The sequence below is a fragment of the Ruegeria sp. YTSC004 genome, from assembly GCF_059609805.1.
On sequence record NZ_JBXWMJ010000002.1, the window covers coordinates 609,949 to 628,956 of the forward strand.

Consider the following 19,008-nt stretch of genomic DNA (forward strand, 5'->3'; position numbering starts at 1 on the left):
GCGACAGGGAAACCGGTAATTCGACGCATGCAGAGATCGTGCTGCGCACGATGCCTCCGGCGGGGATATTTTTGGCCAGGTGAAGAAACGGATCCCCCGCTTCATCTGGCTGAAGATACCCCCGGGGGAAGTGCCCGGCACGGGCAACGAGTGCAGAGCCCCCTACCCCTTGGCCAACCGCACCGGCTGTCCATGAGAGGTGGTCAAATAAGCCTCTTCCCACTTGTCGCGAAATTGGACCACTTCATCTGGAGCTGCGACACCTTGCTCGGCCAAAAACGCCTCGAGCGTTTCCAGCCAGGCAAAAAAGTAGTCATCCCCTCCATTCAGTTCGCGATCCAAACCGTTCTGTTTCAAGCTGGCCGAAAAGCGCGCCGCCCAATCCGGCCAGTCGAACCGTCCGGCCTCGTTTAAGGCAACCGTCACAGCAAAGACCTGAGCGTGCCAGGGCTCTGCGAAGGCTGGTTCGGGAGCAGTATGAGTTATGCAGTCGCTCATGCGAGTTCCAGATAGCTTTGCCAAAGATCCAAAACGACTTCATCCTGCGAGTGTTCGGGATTGGCCCAAAGCTCGGATGCCGGAAAGACCACGGCGTAAAGCGGCTCGGGTGCATCCCCCAACCTATGAGCACTAGAGTCCGGCAGCACATGCGTTCCGTGCATCATAAGGATGCGCCCTTTTGCCCCGGTGGCGTACATGGGCAAACGCGTATGCCCGCCGTCGACAAGGCGGTTCGCGGCTTGACGGGCGGTCACAACTTTTTGCCCCGGTTCAAATTTCACCCGCACATTTGAAGGGCGATCCGCAGGCCCGCCGCTGGCCAACACTTTCGCAACCGCGTCAGACTTCAGCACGCGGCTTGCCAGGGGGTGATTGTCGCCGTCTGTCTCGCCGCGCAGATCCTCATCTGTCAGCACGCCTGTTTCGACGAGAAGGTCCGCAAGCCCCGAAATCCATTTCTCGTAATAAGAAAAACGGGCGTAGTCCTTAGGCGACAATCTCTCGCGCGCATGCCGGGATACGTCGATGTTCCACTGCCCAAGCGATCCCGCTGCCAGTGTTACGGCCAATGCCCTTGCATGCCAGTCTTCGGCAAAGACCGGGGCATCTTCGGGTTCAGGGAGCACAGGCCCATCGCCAAAGCGCCCGCCCATATCGTGAACTCGGGTCATGATGGCACCTTTGGCAAACCGGTTCCGATCATGCTGTCGCGTGTGACAAGCGCCGCCAACTCGTCTTCTGTTAAGCCATCCGTGTCTTCTGGCCGCATCGGAAGCACAAGGTACCGCACCTCGGCCGTCGAATCCCAAACGCGAACTGAGGAAGTTTCGGGCAGGGTCACACCAAATTCCGCCAGAACCTTGCGCGGCTCACGCACAGCCCGCGCCCGATAGGCATCGGATTTGTACCAACCCGGCGGAATACCAAGCAGCGGCCACGGGTAACAGCTGCACAGGGTGCATACGACCATGTTGTGCTGTTCATGGGTATTTGCGACGACAACCATGTGTTCACCCTGACGCCCGTAATAACCCAGATTGGCGACAACCGATGTGGCATCTTTCAGTAATGCGGCTTTGAAGTCCGGGTCGGTCCAGGCTTTGGCAACGACCCGCGCGCCATTCTGCGGACCTATCTTGTTCTGATAGGTATCAATAATTTCATCCAGCGCCGCCGGATCGATCAGACCTTTACGAGTCAGAATCGTTTCCAGCGCCTTTACCCGCAGCGCAGGATCAGGTGGCAAAAGGGTGTGCGGGTGGTCGTGATCATCATGTGGCATGGCCGCAGCCTGCGCGAGGTGCGGCCATGCTGTCCAGTCCCTTTGCCGTGATCCGGAACATCACCGATCTTGATGCCAACTCCTCACTTGCCCCCGCTGGCAAACTTGCATAAGTACCACGCGATACACGCCACGCTGTACAGGAACACCATGGAAAACGTCGTTCTCATCATCCACCTCCTCCTGGCCCTTGGCCTGATTGCCGTTGTTCTGATGCAGCGGTCCGAAGGCGGTGGCCTTGGCATGGGCGGCGGGGGCGGCGGCGCCATGACCGGACGCGCCGCAGCGACTGCTTTGGGCAAGGTGACGTGGATCCTGGCCGCTTGTTTCATCGTGACTTCAATCACGCTGACCATTCTGGCCGCTCAGAAATCCTCGGGCAGTTCGGTGATCGACCGTTTGGGCGTTCCGGCACCAGCACCGACCGAGGAAAGCACACCTGCGGTTCCGTCGGCTGACGATCTGCTGCCTCCGGCAGATGGCGACAACGCGCCGCTGATCCCACAAGCCAACTGATCCACAAAACCTAGAAACTTGAAAGAGAACTGCAACAGCATCTTGCGGTTCTCTTGCGCTATTGGCGCGAATCCTTTATATGTGAAGTCCCGTGGTGCAGCGGTTTTTCGGAACCGTCGGGCAGCTGATTTTGACGTCTCACGGGAGCAGCCGAAAACATGGCGCGTTTTATTTTCATCACTGGTGGTGTGGTTTCGTCTTTGGGTAAAGGACTGGCTTCGGCGGCTTTGGGCGCGCTGTTGCAGGCCCGAGGGTATTCGGTACGTCTGCGCAAGCTGGACCCCTATCTCAACGTTGACCCCGGCACGATGTCACCGTTCGAGCATGGCGAAGTGTTCGTGACCGATGACGGAGCCGAAACCGACCTGGATCTTGGTCACTACGAACGTTTCACCGGTGTGGCAGCGCGCAAAACCGACTCGGTCAGTTCGGGTCGGATTTATTCCAACGTACTCGAGAAAGAGCGCCGCGGCGACTATCTGGGCAAGACCATTCAGGTGATTCCGCACGTCACCAACGAGATCAAAGACTTTATCTCGATCGGTGAGGATGAGGTCGATTTCATGCTGTGCGAGATTGGCGGCACAGTCGGCGATATCGAAGGCCTACCCTTCTTCGAAGCCATCCGTCAGTTCAGCCAGGATAAGCCACGCGGCCAATGCCTGTTCATGCACTTGACCTTGCTACCTTACATCAAGGCCTCGGGCGAATTGAAAACCAAGCCGACGCAGCACTCGGTGAAAGAGCTGCGCTCGATCGGTCTGGCCCCTGACATTCTGGTCTGTCGCTCCGAGGGTCCCATCCCGGTCAAAGAACGCGAAAAGTTGGCGTTGTTCTGTAACGTGCGCCCCGACAGCGTGATCGCGGCACAGGATCTGTCGACCATTTATGACGCCCCACTGGCCTATCACCGCGAAGGACTGGATCAGGCGGTTCTGGATGCGTTCCAGATCAGCCCTGCCCCCAAGCCCGATCTGACAAAATGGGAAGATGTCAGCGACCGCATCCACAATGCTGAAGGCGAAGTCAAAGTCGCCATCGTCGGCAAATACACGCAGCTTGAAGATGCCTATAAGTCGATTGCCGAGGCCCTGACCCATGGCGGTATGGCCAACCGGGTTCGCGTAAAGGTCGAGTGGGTCGATGCCGAGGTATTTGATACCGAAGACGCAGCCCCGCATCTGGAAGGCTTCCACGCGATCCTCGTTCCCGGTGGATTTGGCGAACGCGGCACTGAAGGCAAGATCAAAGCCGCGCAATACGCGCGCGAACACAAAGTGCCCTATCTGGGAATCTGCCTTGGTATGCAGATGGCTGTAATCGAAGCAGCCCGCAACGCCGCTGGCATCACAGAGGCGGGCTCAGAAGAGTTCGACCACGAAGCGGGCAAAAAACGTTTTGAGCCTGTTGTTTATCACCTGAAAGAATGGGTGCAGGGCAATCACAAGGTCGAACGCAAGGTCGGTGACGATAAAGGCGGTACCATGCGTTTGGGCGCCTATGACGCGGTACTGGCCGATGGCTCGAAAGTGGCAGAGGTATACGGCGGCACCAATATCGAAGAACGCCACCGGCACCGTTATGAGGTGGACATCAAGTACCGCGACAAGCTGGAAAAAGCTGGCTTGAACTTCTCGGGGATGTCGCCCGATGGCCGTCTGCCGGAAATCGTAGAATGGTCAGACCATCCGTGGTTCATCGGCGTACAGTACCATCCGGAACTGAAGTCCAAGCCATTTGATCCACACCCCCTGTTCCGCGACTTTGTGCGCGCAGCGAAAGACACCTCGCGCCTCGTTTAAGTGGTGTCTGTGTCGGACTGTCACCCCGCATTGTTTTGTGGGGTGTAACCTCCTAACTATTTGAACAAGCAGGTCCACCTGCCGTGCACCATGGATGCAGTTCAAAGATTTAGGAGTTTTCAGATGAGCAATGCGACAACGATAACAAACCTCCAACAAGCGCTTCACATGGAAATGACCGCAGCGCATCAATACCAGCTGCATTCGCATGTACTGAACGATTGGGGTTTGGACATCCTGGCCGAGAAGATGCGAGGCGAGATGCAGGAAGAGTTGGGGCATTCTGATGCCTATATCGAACGCATTCTTTTCCTTGGCGCAAAGCCAGAGCTTGAGCTTCAGAAAAACCCAAAGGCGGCGGACGACCTGGAAGAGATGTTTACCGCGGACCTGAAGGATGAAATGGAAGCCATCGACTTCTACACCCAAGCTGCGGCACAGGCGGCTGAGGCCGGTGACGTGGGAACCCGAACCCTGTTTGAGCGAATTCTGCTGGAAGAAGAAGGTCACAAGGCGTGGCTGGAGACCGAATTGTCGCTGCTCAAACGATTGGGTGAGCCGGCGTTCAGCGCTCGATACGTGTCGAGCACAGCCGGCGAAGACTGACTCCTCAGCAACTGATCTCACCATGTCGAAGGATTCGGGCCAACAAATGTTGGCCCATTTTCGTTCGTCACCGCAAAGTGACGGTGTGCGGCCAAAAAACACTACTCGGGCACGGTTCCAAGTGGTTACTGTTAAGTAAATGATGACAGGAGAGGCCCAAATGACCGATCAAATCCAAAACGCAGAAACCTTTGCGGCCCTGCACAAAAAGGGCGATCCGGTCATCCTTTTTAACATCTGGGACGCTGGCAGCGCCGGTGCCGTGCGGGATGCAGGCGCCATGGCATTGGCGACCGGCAGCGCACCCGTTGCAATGGCGCAGGGGTTTGGCGACGGCCAGAACATCCCGCTGGATGTCGCTTTGGACAACGCCGGCCGAATCGTCAGCGCCGTAGACCTTCCTGTTTCTTTGGATTTCGAGGGGGCCTATGCCGAGGACGCGGTGGGAATCATCGCCAATGTCCAAAGTGCACTTGAAACAGGTGTCGTCGGCTTCAACTTCGAAGACCAGATTGTCGGCACCAAGGACCTATACGACATCGAAACCCAAGCCGCCCGCGTTGGTGCGATGCGCGAAGGGTGTGACGTCGCTGGCGTCCCTGCTTTTATCAACGCCAGAACGGACATCTTCCTGAAGGCTGCGCCGGAAACGCATGACGAGGCGATGCTGGACGATGCGATGGCCCGCGCCAAAGCCTATGCCGATGCGGGTGCCAACGGGTTCTTTGCACCCGGCCTCAAGGATGAGGACATGATCGCCCGGCTTTGCGAATCGACTGATCTACCTGTGAATATCATTGCCCTGCCCGGGACGCCGGATACCGCGACGCTTGCGTCGCTGGGCGTCGCCCGGATCAGTTATGGGCCTGTGCCGTATCGGAAGATGCTGGGCTGGCTGCAGGAACAAGCGAAACAGGCACTGCAGTCAGGCGCCTAGCCAGCGGGTAGATACCGATACAAGCGGATACCGGCAAAGTTGTGACCATTCAGGGCTATGACGGGTAGTCAGCGCTTGGCGGGCCACAAAATATGGAATAACCTCGCGGCATGTTGAAAAAATTCCTTCAGGCGTTTCGCCCGCCACAGCACGACCATTTGCCCGATCCTGACGCCGAACTGGCTTTGGGTGCTTTGATGGTGCGCGTGGCGCAGGCGGATCGGGATTACAAACTGGAAGAAATCAGCCTGATCGACCGCATTCTTGCGCGGCTCTATCAGCACAACGCGATCGAGGCCGCCAAGGTCCGCGCCACCTGCGAAAAATTGCACGCCGCCGCGCCAGACACCGATACATTCGGCAAGTTGATCCGCGAAACAACCGACCTGCAGGAACGTCTGGCCGCGCTGGACGCTTTGTGGGAGGTCGTTCTGGCCGATGGCAATTCGGACGAAGGCGAAATGAAGATCGTCGAAGAAGCCCGCATCGCCATGGGCCTGAGCTTTAAAGACAGCCAAGAAGCGCATGAACGGGTACAAACGCGCTTGGAACAGAAGTAGTCCGCTTCTATAACCAATTCATGTTCAGCGATTTTCTGTCCCGGCTCACGCAGCCGCAGCCCGACCCACTTGCCGATAACGACGCCCGTTTGGCCCTTACGGCCCTTCTGGTTCGCATCGCCAGATCCGACAACGACTATGCCGACACGGAAATGGCCCGAATCGACCGGATTTCGACGGAACGCTATGGCCTGTCCCCTTTTGAGGCCGCAGCCCTTCGCGCTAGCGCCGAGGATCTAGAAGCCGAAGCCCCCGATACTGTCCGCTTTACACGCGCGATCAAAGAGGCTGTCGCTTACGATGACCGATTGGCCGTGGTTCAGGCGATGTGGTCGGTCGCACTGGCCGATGGGCATCGGACCGGCGAAGAAGACTCGCTGCTGCGTCTGGTTGTCAGCTTGCTGGGTGTCAGCGATGTCGATTCTGCCCTGGCCCGGCAAAAGGCAGCCAAATCGTGATTGCAATGCTGGGCATGTATGACATGCCCGCGCTGCAACCAGCCAATGATCGGTTCTGGTCGTTGATTCGGGCGCATCTTGGTTTTGGCCCCACGCACCTGACACGTGGCGCCGACGTTTGGGATATCTGGCATAGCCCCGACCTTGTTTTCTCCCAAACCTGCGGCATGCCTTACCGCACCCTATTGCACGGTAAAGTTCAGCTTGTTGGTACGCCGGACTACGGTTTGGCAGGCTGTCCGCCAGGATACTACCGGTCTGTTATCGTGGCCCTAAAAGACGATACCCGCGATCTGGATCAGCTTGCCAACGGCACCTTTGCTTACAATGAGGCATTGTCTCAATCCGGTTGGGCTGCGCCCATGGTTCATCTGTCACGTCACAGCCGCCTTCCAAGTTCTGTGTTGGAAACTGGCGGTCATGCCCTTTCGGTAGCCGCTGTTGCGGAAGGCCGCGCGGATTATGCCGCGCTGGATGCGCTTACGTGGGAATTGCTCAAGGAACACACGAATTTGGACGCTGAGCTTCGCGAGGTCTCAGCAACGGAACCTTCGCCCGCCCTGCCCTACATCACGGCCAATGGTCAGGATGCGCCCCAGATTGCAAAGGCGGTTCGTGCAGCCATCAACGATCTTTCCCCCGCTGACCAAAAGAGTTTGCATTTGCGCGGTCTGATCGACATTCCAGCCGAGCATTACCTTGCCGTTCCCGACCTGTCCCCTGAGGCTGCCAAATTGATCGATCCGTGACCACTTTGGCCAGAACGTCTGATCAATTTGACAGTTTGTGGCCCGTTCCGTGTCATTTGCGCATTGCATTGCACTGAATTTTCAGCCCTAGTACCGCACCAACACCAATAACAACTGGACCACCCGTGACAGATTCCACTCCGGTCATCGAGATCAAGAACCTACACAAGAGCTTTGGCAATCTTGAGGTATTGAAAGGGGTGGATATCACCGCCAGACGCGGCGACGTCGTTTCTCTGATCGGCTCATCAGGGTCCGGAAAATCGACACTTCTGCGTTGTTGCAACCTGCTGGAAGACAGCCAAGAGGGCGAAATCCTATTCAAGGGCGAACCTGTCCGCTGGACTGGCAACGCACATAACCGCCGTCCGGCCGATCCCAAACAGGTCCTGCGTATTCGCACAAACCTGTCGATGGTTTTTCAGCAGTTCAATCTGTGGGCCCATATGACCATCCTGCAAAACGTGATGGAGGCCCCAGTGACCGTCATGGGCCGCGACAAGGCCGAGGTTGAAGACAGCGCCCGTAGGTATCTGGAAAAGGTCGGCATCGGCGACAAATGCGACGCGTATCCTGCGCAACTGTCGGGCGGTCAGCAGCAGCGCGCCGCAATTGCGCGCGGCCTGTGCATGGAGCCTCAGGCCCTGCTGTTCGACGAACCGACTTCGGCGCTGGACCCCGAACTGGAACAGGAAGTGATCAAAGTGATCAAGGATCTGGCCGCCGAGGGTCGCACCATGATCATCGTGACACACGATATGAAAATGGCTGCCGATATCTCAAGCCATGTGGTGTTCCTGCATCAAGGCCTCATCGAAGAAGAAGGCCTGCCGGAAGACATCTTTACGACCCCTGAATCCACGCGACTTCAGGGTTTTCTCTCCGCCACCATGGCGGCATAAATTCAGGACAGAACCAAAAAGGGGAGTAACAATGAAAAACCTGATTCTGACCACAGCAGCACTGGCGCTGAGCGCCGGTATGGCCATGGCCGATACGGTCCGCATGGGCACCGAGGGTGCCTACCCTCCGTGGAACTTCATCAATGACGCTGGAGAGATCGACGGTTTTGAGCGTGAGCTGGGTGACGAGCTGTGCAAGCGCGCAAATCTGGAATGCGAATGGGTCAAGAACGACTGGGATTCGATTATTCCGAACCTGGTGTCGGGCAACTATGACGTCATCATCGCGGGCATGTCGATCACTGACGAGCGCGACGAAGTGATTGATTTCACTCAGAACTACACGCCGCCAGATCCGTCGGCTTATGTTGCAACCTCCGACGACGTAGATGTCGCGAACGGCGTTGTTGCGGCACAGACCGGCACCATTCAGGCCGGTTACATTGCTGAATCCGGTGCAACTCTGGTCGAGTTCGCCAGCCCCGAAGAAACCATCGCAGCCGTGCGCAATGGCGAAGCTGACGCCGTTCTGGCCGATAAGTCTTTCCTTGCGCCGATTGCAGATGAAGACGCGGACCTGCGCTTTGTCGCCGAAGATGTCCCGCTGGGCGGTGGTGTCGGCATCGGTGTGCGCGAGTCGGACGGTGATCTGAAAGAGAAGCTCAACACTGCCATCCAGTCCATGAAGGACGACGGCAGCCTGAACGAGCTGATCACCAAATGGGAAGTGTCCTCGACCTTCTGATCTGATTCAGGTTGCGCGCCCCAATACCGGGGCGCGCCGCCCCTGAGCCTTAGCACCTCAAGAGGCCCGCCATTTTCTCGTTTTGCACTGATCCCGATACGCTGGGCACGTTCCGCTGGTTTTCTTGCTACCTCACCAACGGCGTACACTGGTCGTTCTACCTGTCGTTCCTGAAGGTTCTGCTGTTGCTAGCCGTCACAGCGCCCGTAGCGTTGAGTTTCGGGTTCGTTGGTGCCATGGCCGCCCGCTCGCATATCCCCCCCGTCAGCTGGCTGGGCAAGGGCTATATCGCGATTGTACGGGGTGTGCCGGACATCGCCTTCTTCATGTTCTTCGTGATCGCCTTGGATCAGGCTTTTGAATGGACGCGCCATAAGATCCTTTGCCCCGATTGGCCGGACCCGATCCGCCAGGGCAACGACTTCATCGTTTGCCAGTCGGCAAAACTACCGCTCAGCACCGCGCCGGAATTTGTGCATGAGACCTATGGTTTCTTCCTCGCAGTCATCACATTCTCGATCGTTTTCGGTGCTTTTGCGGCCAACGTGCTGTTTGGCGGCATGCGGGCGGTTCCCCATGCGCAGCTGGAAACAGCAGCCGCTTATGGCCTGTCCCCAAGCCAGACATTCTGGCGCATCCTCGTGCCGCAAATGTGGGTTTACGCCCTGCCCGGCCTGTCGAACCTGTGGATGGTGCTGATCAAAGCCACTCCATTGCTGTTCCTGCTTGGTATCGAAGACATCGTCTATTGGGCCCGCGAATTGGGCGGCACGAAAACCACAAAATTCACGCAATACCCCCACGGCGATTGGCGCATGTGGTACTTCCTGGCTCTGCTGATCTTCTACCTCGGCATGACCCGCGTCTCGGAAATCGGGCTTGAAAAGCTGATGCGCCGCCTGTCCCACGGCCAGGCCACGTCGGGCGGAGAGCTTCTGCGCAAGGAGACCACCGCATGAGCTGCATCCAGACCATTCAGGACTACGGCCTGCGTTCCCTGGGCCTTGGTGAGCGGCTACTGCCGCGCAACGATTTTACCCTGTGTGAGCAATTCACCCTGATCGGTTCAGGTATGATCTGGAATATCTATTTCGGCATCATGGCACTGGTCACCGGGTTCTTTCTGGCAACCGCCGTGGCAATGGGTAAAGCATCTACCAACAAGTGGCTGCGCAAACCCTCCGAGTGGTTCATCTTTATCTTCCGCGGCTCACCGCTGTTCATCCAGTTCTTCTTTGCCTATTTCTTCTTCCTGTCGCTGAAGAAATCTTACCCGATGTTCGACGCCCTGACATCGGCATGGCTGGGGGCGTTGATCGTTCTGTTCCTGAACACCGCCGCCTATACCGGTGAGATCTTCTATGGCGCGCTGCGCTCGATCCCCAAGGGCGATATCGAGGCCGCTGATGCCTATGGTATGTCGGGTTGGTCGCGGTTCCGCCGGATCGTTTGGCCCACCATGCTACGTCTGGCGTGGCCTGCGTACACGAACGAAGCAATCTTCTTGTTTCACGCCACAACGCTGGTCTTCTTCTCGGCCTTCCCCGCCTGGCAGCAACGTGGCGACGCGCTTTACTACGCCAGCTATTTCGCCGACAAGACGTTCAACCCGTTCATCCCCTACCCGATCCTGGCCTTCTACTTCATCCTGCTGACGCTAGTGGTGGTCGGAGTGTTCGGGCTGATCAACAAACGACTGAATCGCCACCTGCCGGCCGCCAGAAAGGCCAAGATGAGGTTTCGTTTGAATCTGGCGCGCTAATTCAAACAATCCAACACTGTAACAACCGGGCTTGTTTTAAGCCCGGTTTTTTCTCGTCAAAACTTCCTAGGAACGTTCTGCGGAGGCTTGCGTATCAGGGGAAGATGGTACCGCCTCCCTGGCTTGAACAGGGGACCTCTGGATCCACAATCCAGCGCTCTAACCAACTGAGCTAAGGCGGCACTCGTGAGGGGCGATGTACCGAACGCGCACACGGATTGCAAGAGGATTAAAGACGAAATTCCCAGCTTTGTTCGACAAGATCGCGGCCAAAGGAATGAACCTTTTTGCTGCCGGTCAATTGCCACCCCGACGCCTTGTAAAGGGCGCAGGCCGCCCGATGGCTTTCATGGGTCCATAAGGCCATATCACGATAACCAGCGCTGCGCGCGAACCCCATGCATGTGTTGAGCATACGTTTGCCCAAGCCCTTCCCACGAGCCTCTGGCAGCAGCAAAAACAATCGCAATTTTGCGGTGTGGTCGTCTAGTGCGACGCAAAAGATACTGCCCATGCGCGCGCCACCCAGCTCCGCGATCCAACCCCTCTCGCGCGCTGGATCGTGTGACGTGACGAAGTCGGCCAGAATGCTTTCGACAAGGGGCGCGAACGTGTCATCAAACCCGTTGTCCCGCTGATAGAGGCGGCCGTGCTGTTCGACCAACCAGGGCGCATCATCTGGGCGGAAAGCTCTGATCAGAATATCTTCCATGCTTTACCTGACCTCAAAGGCGGCTTGATTCTCAACCCTTTGCGCGCTAGCAGGAACGCTCAGTCCCGGAGGCGCAAATGGGCATTAACACCGAACGTGACATTCAGGCGAACCTTCAGATCGGCCCGACCGACCATGGCATGGTGCGCCTGTTCATCGAGGCCGACGGCGTCGAAATTCCAATGGACTTCGAACCTGAAGAAGCGGAAGAAATCGCTGACGAAATCCTCGCCGCTGTGCAAGCTGCCCGGATCGTAAAAGACTGACAGTTCAAATTCTTGGATCACGCAATGCCTGCAATCTGCGGGCTGTGTCTGTTGCAAACTTCTGAATCATCTTCTTGCGCCGCGCTGGCGCCAGCTTATCTTCCGGTGCCATTCGGATGATTTCGGCGTCATAGGCATCTGCGATGATCAGACCGGTCTCTACTGGCAACAAGTCTGTCGGGAAATCGGTGTCCACCGCCCAGAAAAAGCGATCACACCAATCCAGATACCCCTGCCATTTAGAATCCGTCAGATAATCTGCGCGGCTGGATTTGCACTCGATCACCCACAGTTCCCCCTTGGGACCCAATCCCATGACGTCGACTCGCAGACCGCGGGTGGGGACAAATTCCTCAACAGATACAAAGCCATGAGCCAATAAATGGCGCGAAACCCCACGGGCCAGTTTTTGTCCGGGCTGTAAATCCAGTGTCATTCCCGAAATGTGAACAATTCGTGAACAAAAATCAAGCGCCTGAAAGACTCTTGACGTGATACCATTTGGTATCCCATAAACTACAATACCAAATGGTATCACTATTGTGGTGACGAATGCAGACGCAAATTCAAAACGCGTTCCGCGCCCTTGCGGACCCGACCCGACGGGAGATCGTCCAGATCCTTGCCTCTGGCGACATGACGATCGCGCAGCTGACCGATCAGTTCGATATGACCCGTGCAGCGGTCAAAAAGCACCTGACTGTTCTTTCCGATGGCGGCCTCATCACCGTCGAGGCACGTGGACGTGAGCGCATTAACCGGCTGGAGCCGAATGGAATGGCCCCCATCCTCGACTGGTTCAGCTATTTTGACCAGTTCTGGGATGATCGCCTGAATAATCTGAAGGAAGCTATTGAAAGGAATAAAAAATGACGAATGCAGTTCTGCAAAAACAGATTTTCCTGAGGGCCACGCCGGAAACCGTATGGGCCTATTTGACCGAACCCGCCCGCTTGGCAGAGTGGTTTCACAAACCAGAGCGTCCGTTGGCCACCGGTCAGAAACTTGAGATGTTCGGGACTACCAGTGGCGATCTTCTGATCTGGGGTGAGGTACGCGCTGCCCGTCCGCCCGAATATCTGGAATATACATTCACCATCAAACCCATGGGAGACGCTGTTAGTGTCGTAAAATGGACGCTGGACCCTGTACCGGGCGGTACCCGGCTGGGCTTGGTTCACGAAGGGCTGCCGCAAGGCGCAGAGGCATTTGGCCTGATCCTTGCACTCGATGACGGTTGGGACGAACATTTGGGCAAGATGCGCAATGCGCTGCACGAAACTGTTGACGCCTGACCCCTTGTGCAAACCCGCCGCAACCCCTACTTAGGCCCGTGGCGGGTTCTGCCCTTCTTGTGATTGGTAGCATTCTGGTGGCCTTAAGCAATTCCGAGGGGGCTGGCTCTGTTCAGGTCCTGGCCTGATTACCTGGCGCCCACCTGTACATACAGGTCCTCGGGAATCACACCGCACGGTTGACTGGCGGTCCCGCCACATAAACTTATCTCTCGCCCGGTCTGGGAGAGTCTTCATTTTCCGAAATAGGTTGGCTCAGCCCTTGTCCACCGCAACGCGGGCGGGTTCGAACTTGGCCGCAACGGGTGTACCGCGCCTGGGGCCTGTTGGCTTTTCCGCCAAGCTCATGATCGCGTAGGCGAACTGAACACCGGCGAACACGATGCCGTTCATGAACCAGATCATTGCCAGAGCGATCAACCCGATCTCGGATCCGAAAATCAGGCCGCGCAAGTTGGCCACGTTCAGGGCCAGCAGCACCCCGACAAACAGGGCCGAGATGACAAATCCCCATGCAACTTGCGTGATGTAAAGGCGGATCAGTTTGGGCACGACAAAGCTCCTTGTCTGATACCGTGATGATAGCGCATGGTCGTGCTGAGTAAACCGCGGCCTCAACGGGTGCGACACTATATTCGGAGTCTCTATGAATGCCCTCAGCCTGTTCACGTTGGATCTTCTCGAAGAACTTTCTCTGCGCCATGATGATCAGGAACGGTGGGAGTTCACGTTAGACCGGCTGGCTGAGATCGGGTTTAACGCACTGAACATGCTTTGCTTTACACCCGAGACTGGCGCCATTCATTGGGTTCGAAGTTCAATGTCCAAAGGTTGGCTGAACCGCTATGACAGCCAAGGGTACGCCGAAGCGGATCCGATGCTGGCGCAGGTTCAAAATGGCGGGGAAAGCCTCTACGTGCAGGCCGCAAGCCTCCGGCCTGCGGACGGCCATTCCACCAAGGCGCTGGGTTTGAACCACGATCTGGAAAAGGCCGGATATATTCACCTTTACTCTCTGGTGGTTCCCTGCCCCGACAACGAGGCCAAGCTGGTGGTTCTGTCATCGGACCGACCGGACGCCCAGGCTCAAATGACTGAACGGCAGCGCGAAATGCGTGTCCTGGCAACCGTGCTGGCCACCAATCTGGGATCGGATATCCCCAGCAATCACGGTCGTGTGTACGACATCACAAGCATTGCTCCAACCACTCCGGACCTGACGCCACGAGAGCTGCAGGTCCTGAACCTTTTGGCTCTTGGGCACCGAAACGACAGAATCGCCGAACTGTTGAACCTCTCGGAAATTACGGTACGAACCCATTTGAAGAATGCGCGCGAAAAATTGAGAGCCCCGACCCGTGAATCCGCACTGGTCCGTGCGATGCAACTTGGCCTGATCAATCCGCCGGGCTATCGGAATCGATAGGTGGCACGCCGGCTACGTTCCGGTAAAATGTTGGTGTCTTTGGAAAAAACTGTGAGTGGTGGAGGCCGAAGACTTGTTTGAACAAGTGTATTTTTAGATTTCAGGCGCAGCGCTTTGTGTGGCTGCGCCTTATTCAACTGGACTAAGGCTTAACTCAAAACGCCTCTGGCTGTGCTTCGCGGGCCATGTGATCCAAAACTGCGTTGACGAATTTCGGTTCTTTACCTTCCGGGAAGAACGCGCGCGCCACATCAACGAACTCGGTGATGACGACCTTTGGTGGCGTATCGCCTTGGGTCAGTTCGGCCCCGGCTGCACGGAAGGTGGCGCGCAGGGTCGGGTCGATGCGCGCGATCGGCCATTTGGCGACCAAAGCGCGGTCGGTCATCTGGTCAATCGGCGCCTGATAATTCACCGCGTCTTCAACCAACTTGCGGAACACGCGGATATCGCCGTCCAGCATTTCCTCACCCTCATAGACAGCGCCAAACCGATGATCCAAAAACTCGTTCACGACTGCTTCCGTCGTTTGGCCCGATTGCTCCATCTGGAACAGCGCCTGCACGGCATAAAGCCGGGCGGCGGATTTCATCAGGCGTTTCTGGTTGGCCGGTTTCGGCGCGTCTGTCTGGGTCATGCTGTTGTGGGTCCGTTGTTGTCGCCCGCCACAAGGATGGACTCGGACGGCGGCTTGAACCCGACGCCCTTTTTGGAAGAGCCCCACTTACGGCTGAGTGCGATCAGATGCAAGGCCGCAGCGGCCGCACCACCGCCTTTATTCATCTTTTCGGGATTTGCGCGTACTTCGGCCTGATCGTCATTCTCGACCGTCAGGATGCCATTTCCAATAAGAAGACCCTGCAGACCCATCAACTGGATCGCCCGACTCGAGTCGTTGCACACCGTTTCATAATGCGTGGTCTCGCCACGAATGACACAGCCCAGCGCCACGTAGCCATCATAGTTGCACTGGCGATCCGCCATGGCGATGGCGGTCGGGATTTCCAGCGCGCCCGGAACCTCAACAACTTCGCATGTGCCGCCGGCGGCTTCGATCTCGGCCTTGGCACCAGTAACCAGATTGTCGGCAATGGCGCGATAGAACGGGGCCACCACGATCAAAAGTTTCACAGGCTTGTCGAATGTCGGCGTTGGCAGCACGCCGTGTTTGTCTTGTTCAGCCACGATCAATCATCCTTGAGAATGGAACGGGTTCCGACGATGGAGATTCCAAACGCGTCGAGCCCCAGATATTTCGTTTCCGGTGTATCGGTCAGTAGCACCAGTTCCTGGATGCCCAGTTTGGACAAGATCTGCGCCCCAAGACCGGTTTGCTTGATGGTGCGCGGGCCTTCGTCATCGGTTGCGTATAGCGCGTTGCGCGGTTCACGAAACAGGCAAACTACGCCCCGCCCCTCGGCGGCGATCTTTTCCATAGCACGCGGCAGTTCCTGCGGCGATTTTGGACCCAGGCCCAGAACATCAGGCGCTTCATGCAGTGCATGGGTTCGTGTCAAAACCGGCTCGGGCGTGGTGATGTCACCCTTGATCATGACGACATGTTCGATGCCATGTGTCTGATCTGTGAACAGGCGCATTTCCCATTCGCCGCCATATTCTGACGCCACCGTCCTGCGCGAGGTTTCGACAACCAGATTGTCGTTGCGCGAGCGATATGTGATCAGGTCGCTGATCGTGCCGATCTTCATGTCATGTTCTTTGGCGAACGCGACCAGATCGGGCAGACGTGCCATAGTGCCGTCAGGCTTCATGATCTCGCAAATCACCCCTGAGGGGTTCAACCCGGCAAGCCGAGAGATATCGACCGCCGCCTCTGTATGACCGGCGCGCACCAGCACCCCGCCCCGCTTGGCGCGCAGCGGAAAGATATGACCCGGTGTCGCGATGTGCGCCATCGTATTTTGCTCGTTGATCGCCGTTTCAACGGTCAGCGCGCGATCTGCTGCCGAGATGCCGGTTGATACGCCTTCGCGCGCCTCGATGGACACGGTGAATGCGGTTTCGTGACGGGATGAGTTGTTCACGGCCATCATCGGCAGGCCAAGGGCTTCGACGCGCTCTGCTGTCATCGGCAGGCAGATCAGCCCGCGCCCGTGGGTGGCCATAAAGTTGATCGCCTCGGCATCCGCAAACTCGGCCGCAATGACCAGATCACCCTCGTTCTCGCGATCTTCATGATCGACCAGAATATACATCCGGCCCTTGCGCGCCTCTTCGATGATATCTTCAATCGGGCTGATCGCGTCGCGCAGCTGGGCCTCGACGGGACCGGGGGTTTCAAAGCTCATGGGGCAGCCTTTCACAAGAGCGTGTCTGGACGGCTGGATAGACCACCAAGCGCTCAAATACCAGAGCGCTTGCTGCTACACTCCGCCGAAACGCGACGTCTCAAACTGTGGTTCAGGACATCTCAGCCAAGCGGGCGACGTAGCGGGCCAGCGTGTCGATCTCAAGGTTTACCTGATCTCCGACCGAGACATCGCCCCAGGTCGTCACTTCTTTGGTGTGGGGGATGAAATTGATCCCGAAATCGCAACCGTCGACATCATTTACCGTCAGCGAGGTTCCGTTCAGCGCAACTGATCCTTTAGGCGCGACAAAGCGGGCCAATTCCTTGGGCGCGCGCAACGTTACACGGGTGCTGTCGCCTTCGTCCTGCAGGGCAACAACCTCGGCCACGCCGTCGATATGACCGGAAACGATGTGCCCACCCAGTTCGTCCCCAACCTTGAGGGCGCGTTCAAGGTTCACGCGTTTGCCAACTTGCCATGTGTTCAGATTGGTTTTCGACACCGTCTCGGCGCTGATCTGCACATCGTACCAATCATCCCCAATGGCGATCACGGTCAGACAGACGCCGTCACTGGCGATGGATGCGCCAATATCAATACCCACAGTGTCATAGCCCGTTTTGATCCGGGCACGCAGATCCCCTTGCTGGTCCAACTCGGTAACAATTCCGATATCGGTGACGATCCCTGTGAACATTGCTTTCACCCTTAGCTTATAACCTGTGCGTATGTGTAACCGCCGAGGTAAGCCCAAGAAACGCTGCGGGCAAGCCCTGCCTTGCCCGGATTGATGTATACAGGCATAATTTTGGTACCAAACGATAAAGAGCAGTCCCGGATGCATCCACTCACCTCGCGCTCGCATCGCCGTGTATTCCTGTTTTTGCAGGGACCGCATGGCCCTTTCTTTAGCGCACTGGCACGCGCTTTGCGCGCCGCCGGGGCTGATGTTTTGCGCGTGGGGTTTAATGCGGGCGATCAGGCGTTCTGGTTTGACCGCAGCACCTACATCCCGTTTTTGGACAATTCCGAGCAATGGCCCGAAACCCTTAGGGAACTGATCCGGTCACAGTCGGTCACAGATATCGTCCTATACGGCGACACCCGTCCGGTTCATGCCAATGCTGTGGATATTGCGCGCGAAATGGGAGTGACTGTCCATGTTTTCGAAGAGGGGTATCTGCGCCCGTGGTGGGTCACTTACGAACGGAACGGATCAAATGGACACTCACGACTGATGTCTTTGGACGTCGCGCAGATGCAGGATGCGCTTGACCAGTCCGAGGCGCTGGTTCCACCGCCACCATCCCATTGGGGCGATATGCGGCAACACATATTCTACGGCGCGCTTTATCACTGGTTTGTCCTGTTCCTTAACCGGAGGTACTCCAACTTCAAGACGCACCGGGAATTGCCTGTTTCAAAAGAGTTTCGCCTGTACTTCAAACGACTTGCACTGATGCCTTTCCACAGGATTAGGCGTCGCTGGGCCACCATGCGCGTTCGGCAAAACGGTGCACCCTATCACTTGGCCCTGTTGCAACTGGGTCATGACAGTTCGGTGCAGGCCCATTCAAACTATACCTGCATGTCGGATTTTCTGAAGCATGTCATATCAGGTTTCGCCAAAGGCGCTCCGGCCCATCACCTTCTGGTTCTGAAGGAACATCCGCTCGAAAACCACCGCGAGCCGCTGCGCCGCAAGGCGCGCGAAATAGCCCGCGCGCACCAAGTGGCGGATCGCGTGCACTACGTTCCCGGCGGCAAACTGGCCGGATTGCTGGATGACGCGAACACAGCAGTGACGATCAATTCCACAGCCGGTCAACAAGTTTTGTGGCGCGGAATCCCGTTGCGCAGTTTTGGAAAGTCCGTCTACGACAAACCCGAGTTTGTCTCGCAACAACCCATTGCCCAGTTCTTTGCCGACCCGGACGTACCAGACCACGAATCCTACCAAGCTTACCGGAAATTTCTATTGAAAACCAGCCAGTTACCCGGCGGCTTTTATTCGCTGCGTGGGCGACGGCAACTGCTGCGCCGCGCCACCGACATGCTGCTGCAGGCGCATGACCCCTATCAGTCCGTTCTGTCCGACAACGAGGCGTCGACGCCACAGTTGAAACTCGTCGATTAAGCCGGGTTGGTTGGTGCTGGATGTTGGACCCCGAACAAGT

At 57.1% G+C, this 19,008-nt stretch carries 26 protein-coding genes and 1 tRNA gene; 16 read left to right on the plus strand and 11 right to left on the minus strand.

Translation table 11 applies throughout. From position 1 onward, the window contains the following. Positions 1–162: 162 nt before the first annotated feature. The 3 genes from AC2FFP_RS06685 to nthA are packed head-to-tail and all read right to left on the minus strand — an operon-like array spanning position 163 to position 1,783. The gene (locus AC2FFP_RS06685; RefSeq protein WP_496766833.1) at positions 163–498 is read right to left on the minus strand and encodes a nitrile hydratase accessory protein; all 336 of its coding nucleotides are present in this window, start codon (positions 496–498) and stop codon (positions 163–165) included. After that, positions 495–1,172 carry a nitrile hydratase subunit beta gene (nthB, locus tag AC2FFP_RS06690; protein WP_496766834.1) on the minus strand — a complete coding sequence of 226 codons (678 nt, stop codon included), beginning with the start codon at positions 1,170–1,172 and terminating at the stop codon, positions 495–497. Before nthB ends, AC2FFP_RS06685 begins: the two co-directional genes overlap by 4 nt. After that, positions 1,169–1,783, minus strand: coding sequence for a nitrile hydratase subunit alpha (gene nthA / locus AC2FFP_RS06695; RefSeq protein WP_496880839.1), 615 nt, complete (start codon positions 1,781–1,783; stop codon positions 1,169–1,171). Before nthA ends, nthB begins: the two co-directional genes overlap by 4 nt. Positions 1,784–1,933: 150 nt before the next feature. On the opposite strand from nthA, the gene secG reads away from it, so the two are divergent. From secG to AC2FFP_RS06750, 11 genes are all read left to right on the plus strand, one after another. Then, positions 1,934–2,299 (plus strand): preprotein translocase subunit SecG, encoded by a 366-nt coding sequence (gene secG / locus AC2FFP_RS06700; protein ID WP_058276104.1) that lies wholly within the window; start codon positions 1,934–1,936, stop codon positions 2,297–2,299. A 158-nt stretch (positions 2,300–2,457) separates the two neighbouring features. Continuing rightward, positions 2,458–4,101 (plus strand): CTP synthase, encoded by a 1,644-nt coding sequence (gene pyrG / locus AC2FFP_RS06705; RefSeq protein WP_496844025.1) that lies wholly within the window; start codon positions 2,458–2,460, stop codon positions 4,099–4,101. Positions 4,102–4,224: 123 nt separating this feature from the next. Further along, on the plus strand, positions 4,225–4,707 hold the full coding sequence (locus AC2FFP_RS06710) for a bacterioferritin (RefSeq protein ID WP_496722126.1): 483 nt from the start codon (positions 4,225–4,227) through the stop codon (positions 4,705–4,707). Between the two features lie 160 nt (positions 4,708–4,867). Next, positions 4,868–5,644 carry an isocitrate lyase/PEP mutase family protein gene (locus AC2FFP_RS06715; RefSeq protein ID WP_058276116.1) on the plus strand — a complete coding sequence of 259 codons (777 nt, stop codon included), beginning with the start codon at positions 4,868–4,870 and terminating at the stop codon, positions 5,642–5,644. 110 nt (positions 5,645–5,754) lie between these two features. Then, positions 5,755–6,204 (plus strand): tellurite resistance TerB family protein, encoded by a 450-nt coding sequence (locus AC2FFP_RS06720; RefSeq protein WP_058276107.1) that lies wholly within the window; start codon positions 5,755–5,757, stop codon positions 6,202–6,204. A gap of 20 nt (positions 6,205–6,224) precedes the next feature. After that, complete coding sequence (locus AC2FFP_RS06725; protein ID WP_496722123.1) at positions 6,225–6,662, plus strand: tellurite resistance TerB family protein; 438 nt, start codon at positions 6,225–6,227, stop codon at positions 6,660–6,662. Positions 6,663–6,667: 5 nt separating this feature from the next. Beyond that, positions 6,668–7,411, plus strand: coding sequence for a phosphate/phosphite/phosphonate ABC transporter substrate-binding protein (locus AC2FFP_RS06730; RefSeq protein WP_496880847.1), 744 nt, complete (start codon positions 6,668–6,670; stop codon positions 7,409–7,411). 125 nt (positions 7,412–7,536) lie between these two features. Then, positions 7,537–8,313 (plus strand): ABC transporter ATP-binding protein, encoded by a 777-nt coding sequence (locus tag AC2FFP_RS06735; protein ID WP_496766838.1) that lies wholly within the window; start codon positions 7,537–7,539, stop codon positions 8,311–8,313. Between the two features lie 31 nt (positions 8,314–8,344). Beyond that, positions 8,345–9,058: a transporter substrate-binding domain-containing protein gene (locus AC2FFP_RS06740; protein WP_058276110.1), complete on the plus strand. Its 714-nt coding sequence runs from the start codon at positions 8,345–8,347 to the stop codon at positions 9,056–9,058. 71 nt (positions 9,059–9,129) lie between these two features. After that, entirely contained in the window at positions 9,130–10,017 is an 888-nt protein-coding gene (locus AC2FFP_RS06745; RefSeq protein ID WP_108858966.1) for an ABC transporter permease, read from the plus strand. Continuing rightward, entirely contained in the window at positions 10,014–10,820 is an 807-nt protein-coding gene (locus tag AC2FFP_RS06750) for an ABC transporter permease (RefSeq protein WP_496738807.1), read from the plus strand. Before AC2FFP_RS06745 ends, AC2FFP_RS06750 begins: the two co-directional genes overlap by 4 nt. 105 nt (positions 10,821–10,925) lie before the next feature. Here AC2FFP_RS06750 and AC2FFP_RS06755 read toward each other — a convergent pair. Together AC2FFP_RS06755 and AC2FFP_RS06760 are read right to left on the minus strand one after the other, a co-directional pair. Beyond that, positions 10,926–11,002: transfer RNA gene (locus tag AC2FFP_RS06755), tRNA-His, on the minus strand. Positions 11,003–11,049: 47 nt separating this feature from the next. Beyond that, the gene (locus tag AC2FFP_RS06760; RefSeq protein ID WP_496766839.1) at positions 11,050–11,532 is read right to left on the minus strand and encodes a GNAT family N-acetyltransferase; all 483 of its coding nucleotides are present in this window, start codon (positions 11,530–11,532) and stop codon (positions 11,050–11,052) included. Between the two features lie 77 nt (positions 11,533–11,609). Between AC2FFP_RS06760 and AC2FFP_RS06765 the strand changes: the two genes are divergently transcribed. Then, complete coding sequence (locus tag AC2FFP_RS06765; protein WP_058274816.1) at positions 11,610–11,798, plus strand: DUF6324 family protein; 189 nt, start codon at positions 11,610–11,612, stop codon at positions 11,796–11,798. A gap of 4 nt (positions 11,799–11,802) precedes the next feature. Here AC2FFP_RS06765 and AC2FFP_RS06770 read toward each other — a convergent pair whose 3' ends face one another. Beyond that, positions 11,803–12,234: an MmcB family DNA repair protein gene (locus tag AC2FFP_RS06770; protein WP_496722113.1), complete on the minus strand. Its 432-nt coding sequence runs from the start codon at positions 12,232–12,234 to the stop codon at positions 11,803–11,805. Positions 12,235–12,350: 116 nt separating this feature from the next. On the opposite strand from AC2FFP_RS06770, the gene AC2FFP_RS06775 reads away from it, so the two are divergent. Together AC2FFP_RS06775 and AC2FFP_RS06780 are read left to right on the plus strand one after the other, a co-directional pair. Further along, on the plus strand, positions 12,351–12,671 hold the full coding sequence (locus AC2FFP_RS06775) for an ArsR/SmtB family transcription factor (protein ID WP_108858970.1): 321 nt from the start codon (positions 12,351–12,353) through the stop codon (positions 12,669–12,671). Then, positions 12,668–13,093: an SRPBCC family protein gene (locus tag AC2FFP_RS06780; RefSeq protein ID WP_496766840.1), complete on the plus strand. Its 426-nt coding sequence runs from the start codon at positions 12,668–12,670 to the stop codon at positions 13,091–13,093. The genes AC2FFP_RS06775 and AC2FFP_RS06780 overlap by 4 nt, the downstream gene beginning before the upstream one ends. A gap of 255 nt (positions 13,094–13,348) precedes the next feature. On the opposite strand, the gene AC2FFP_RS06785 is transcribed toward AC2FFP_RS06780, so the two are convergent. Next, entirely contained in the window at positions 13,349–13,645 is a 297-nt protein-coding gene (locus AC2FFP_RS06785) for a hypothetical protein (RefSeq protein ID WP_496722108.1), read from the minus strand. A gap of 94 nt (positions 13,646–13,739) precedes the next feature. Here AC2FFP_RS06785 and AC2FFP_RS06790 point away from each other — a divergent pair, with 94 nt between their 5' ends. Continuing rightward, positions 13,740–14,519 carry a helix-turn-helix transcriptional regulator gene (locus AC2FFP_RS06790; RefSeq protein ID WP_496880840.1) on the plus strand — a complete coding sequence of 260 codons (780 nt, stop codon included), beginning with the start codon at positions 13,740–13,742 and terminating at the stop codon, positions 14,517–14,519. Positions 14,520–14,673: 154 nt separating this feature from the next. On the opposite strand, the gene nusB is transcribed toward AC2FFP_RS06790, so the two are convergent. The 4 genes from nusB to AC2FFP_RS06810 all read right to left on the minus strand — a co-directional run bounded on the left by nusB (position 14,674) and on the right by AC2FFP_RS06810 (position 17,528). Next, a complete protein-coding gene (nusB, locus tag AC2FFP_RS06795; RefSeq protein ID WP_058274810.1) occupies positions 14,674–15,156 on the minus strand; it encodes a transcription antitermination factor NusB in 483 nt (160 codons plus the stop codon). Then, positions 15,153–15,704, minus strand: coding sequence for a 6,7-dimethyl-8-ribityllumazine synthase (locus AC2FFP_RS06800; protein WP_496880841.1), 552 nt, complete (start codon positions 15,702–15,704; stop codon positions 15,153–15,155). The genes nusB and AC2FFP_RS06800 overlap by 4 nt, the downstream gene beginning before the upstream one ends. Positions 15,705–15,706: 2 nt before the next feature. Beyond that, positions 15,707–16,828: a 3,4-dihydroxy-2-butanone-4-phosphate synthase gene (ribB, locus tag AC2FFP_RS06805; protein WP_496880842.1), complete on the minus strand. Its 1,122-nt coding sequence runs from the start codon at positions 16,826–16,828 to the stop codon at positions 15,707–15,709. A gap of 112 nt (positions 16,829–16,940) precedes the next feature. Beyond that, a complete protein-coding gene (locus AC2FFP_RS06810) occupies positions 16,941–17,528 on the minus strand; it encodes a riboflavin synthase (RefSeq protein ID WP_496781066.1) in 588 nt (195 codons plus the stop codon). A gap of 141 nt (positions 17,529–17,669) precedes the next feature. Here AC2FFP_RS06810 and AC2FFP_RS06815 point away from each other — a divergent pair, with 141 nt between their 5' ends. Next, positions 17,670–18,968 carry a capsule polysaccharide biogenesis protein gene (locus AC2FFP_RS06815; RefSeq protein ID WP_496766844.1) on the plus strand — a complete coding sequence of 433 codons (1,299 nt, stop codon included), beginning with the start codon at positions 17,670–17,672 and terminating at the stop codon, positions 18,966–18,968. The last annotated feature ends 40 nt before the right edge of the window (positions 18,969–19,008 follow it).

Excerpts from the sequence above, each read along its gene's own strand:
- AC2FFP_RS06685 (WP_496766833.1), bottom strand. The coding sequence starts at position 498 with ATGAGCGACTGCATAACTCATACTGCTCCCGAACCAGCCTTCGCAGAG.
- nthB (WP_496766834.1), bottom strand. The coding sequence starts at position 1,172 with ATGACCCGAGTTCACGATATGGGCGGGCGCTTTGGCGATGGGCCTGTG.
- AC2FFP_RS06750 (WP_496738807.1), top strand. The coding sequence starts at position 10,014 with ATGAGCTGCATCCAGACCATTCAGGACTACGGCCTGCGTTCCCTGGGC.
- AC2FFP_RS06780 (WP_496766840.1), top strand. The coding sequence starts at position 12,668 with ATGACGAATGCAGTTCTGCAAAAACAGATTTTCCTGAGGGCCACGCCG.
- AC2FFP_RS06715 (WP_058276116.1), top strand. The coding sequence starts at position 4,868 with ATGACCGATCAAATCCAAAACGCAGAAACCTTTGCGGCCCTGCACAAA.
- AC2FFP_RS06710 (WP_496722126.1), top strand. The coding sequence starts at position 4,225 with ATGAGCAATGCGACAACGATAACAAACCTCCAACAAGCGCTTCACATG.
- ribB (WP_496880842.1), bottom strand. The coding sequence starts at position 16,828 with ATGAGCTTTGAAACCCCCGGTCCCGTCGAGGCCCAGCTGCGCGACGCG.
- secG (WP_058276104.1), top strand. The coding sequence starts at position 1,934 with ATGGAAAACGTCGTTCTCATCATCCACCTCCTCCTGGCCCTTGGCCTG.
- AC2FFP_RS06810 (WP_496781066.1), bottom strand. The coding sequence starts at position 17,528 with ATGTTCACAGGGATCGTCACCGATATCGGAATTGTTACCGAGTTGGAC.
- AC2FFP_RS06725 (WP_496722123.1), top strand. The coding sequence starts at position 6,225 with ATGTTCAGCGATTTTCTGTCCCGGCTCACGCAGCCGCAGCCCGACCCA.
- nusB (WP_058274810.1), bottom strand. The coding sequence starts at position 15,156 with ATGACCCAGACAGACGCGCCGAAACCGGCCAACCAGAAACGCCTGATG.
- AC2FFP_RS06720 (WP_058276107.1), top strand. The coding sequence starts at position 5,755 with ATGTTGAAAAAATTCCTTCAGGCGTTTCGCCCGCCACAGCACGACCAT.
- AC2FFP_RS06730 (WP_496880847.1), top strand. The coding sequence starts at position 6,668 with ATGCTGGGCATGTATGACATGCCCGCGCTGCAACCAGCCAATGATCGG.
- AC2FFP_RS06815 (WP_496766844.1), top strand. The coding sequence starts at position 17,670 with ATGCATCCACTCACCTCGCGCTCGCATCGCCGTGTATTCCTGTTTTTG.
- AC2FFP_RS06760 (WP_496766839.1), bottom strand. The coding sequence starts at position 11,532 with ATGGAAGATATTCTGATCAGAGCTTTCCGCCCAGATGATGCGCCCTGG.
- AC2FFP_RS06770 (WP_496722113.1), bottom strand. The coding sequence starts at position 12,234 with ATGACACTGGATTTACAGCCCGGACAAAAACTGGCCCGTGGGGTTTCG.
- pyrG (WP_496844025.1), top strand. The coding sequence starts at position 2,458 with ATGGCGCGTTTTATTTTCATCACTGGTGGTGTGGTTTCGTCTTTGGGT.
- AC2FFP_RS06765 (WP_058274816.1), top strand. The coding sequence starts at position 11,610 with ATGGGCATTAACACCGAACGTGACATTCAGGCGAACCTTCAGATCGGC.
- AC2FFP_RS06775 (WP_108858970.1), top strand. The coding sequence starts at position 12,351 with ATGCAGACGCAAATTCAAAACGCGTTCCGCGCCCTTGCGGACCCGACC.
- AC2FFP_RS06790 (WP_496880840.1), top strand. The coding sequence starts at position 13,740 with ATGAATGCCCTCAGCCTGTTCACGTTGGATCTTCTCGAAGAACTTTCT.
- nthA (WP_496880839.1), bottom strand. The coding sequence starts at position 1,783 with ATGCCACATGATGATCACGACCACCCGCACACCCTTTTGCCACCTGAT.
- AC2FFP_RS06740 (WP_058276110.1), top strand. The coding sequence starts at position 8,345 with ATGAAAAACCTGATTCTGACCACAGCAGCACTGGCGCTGAGCGCCGGT.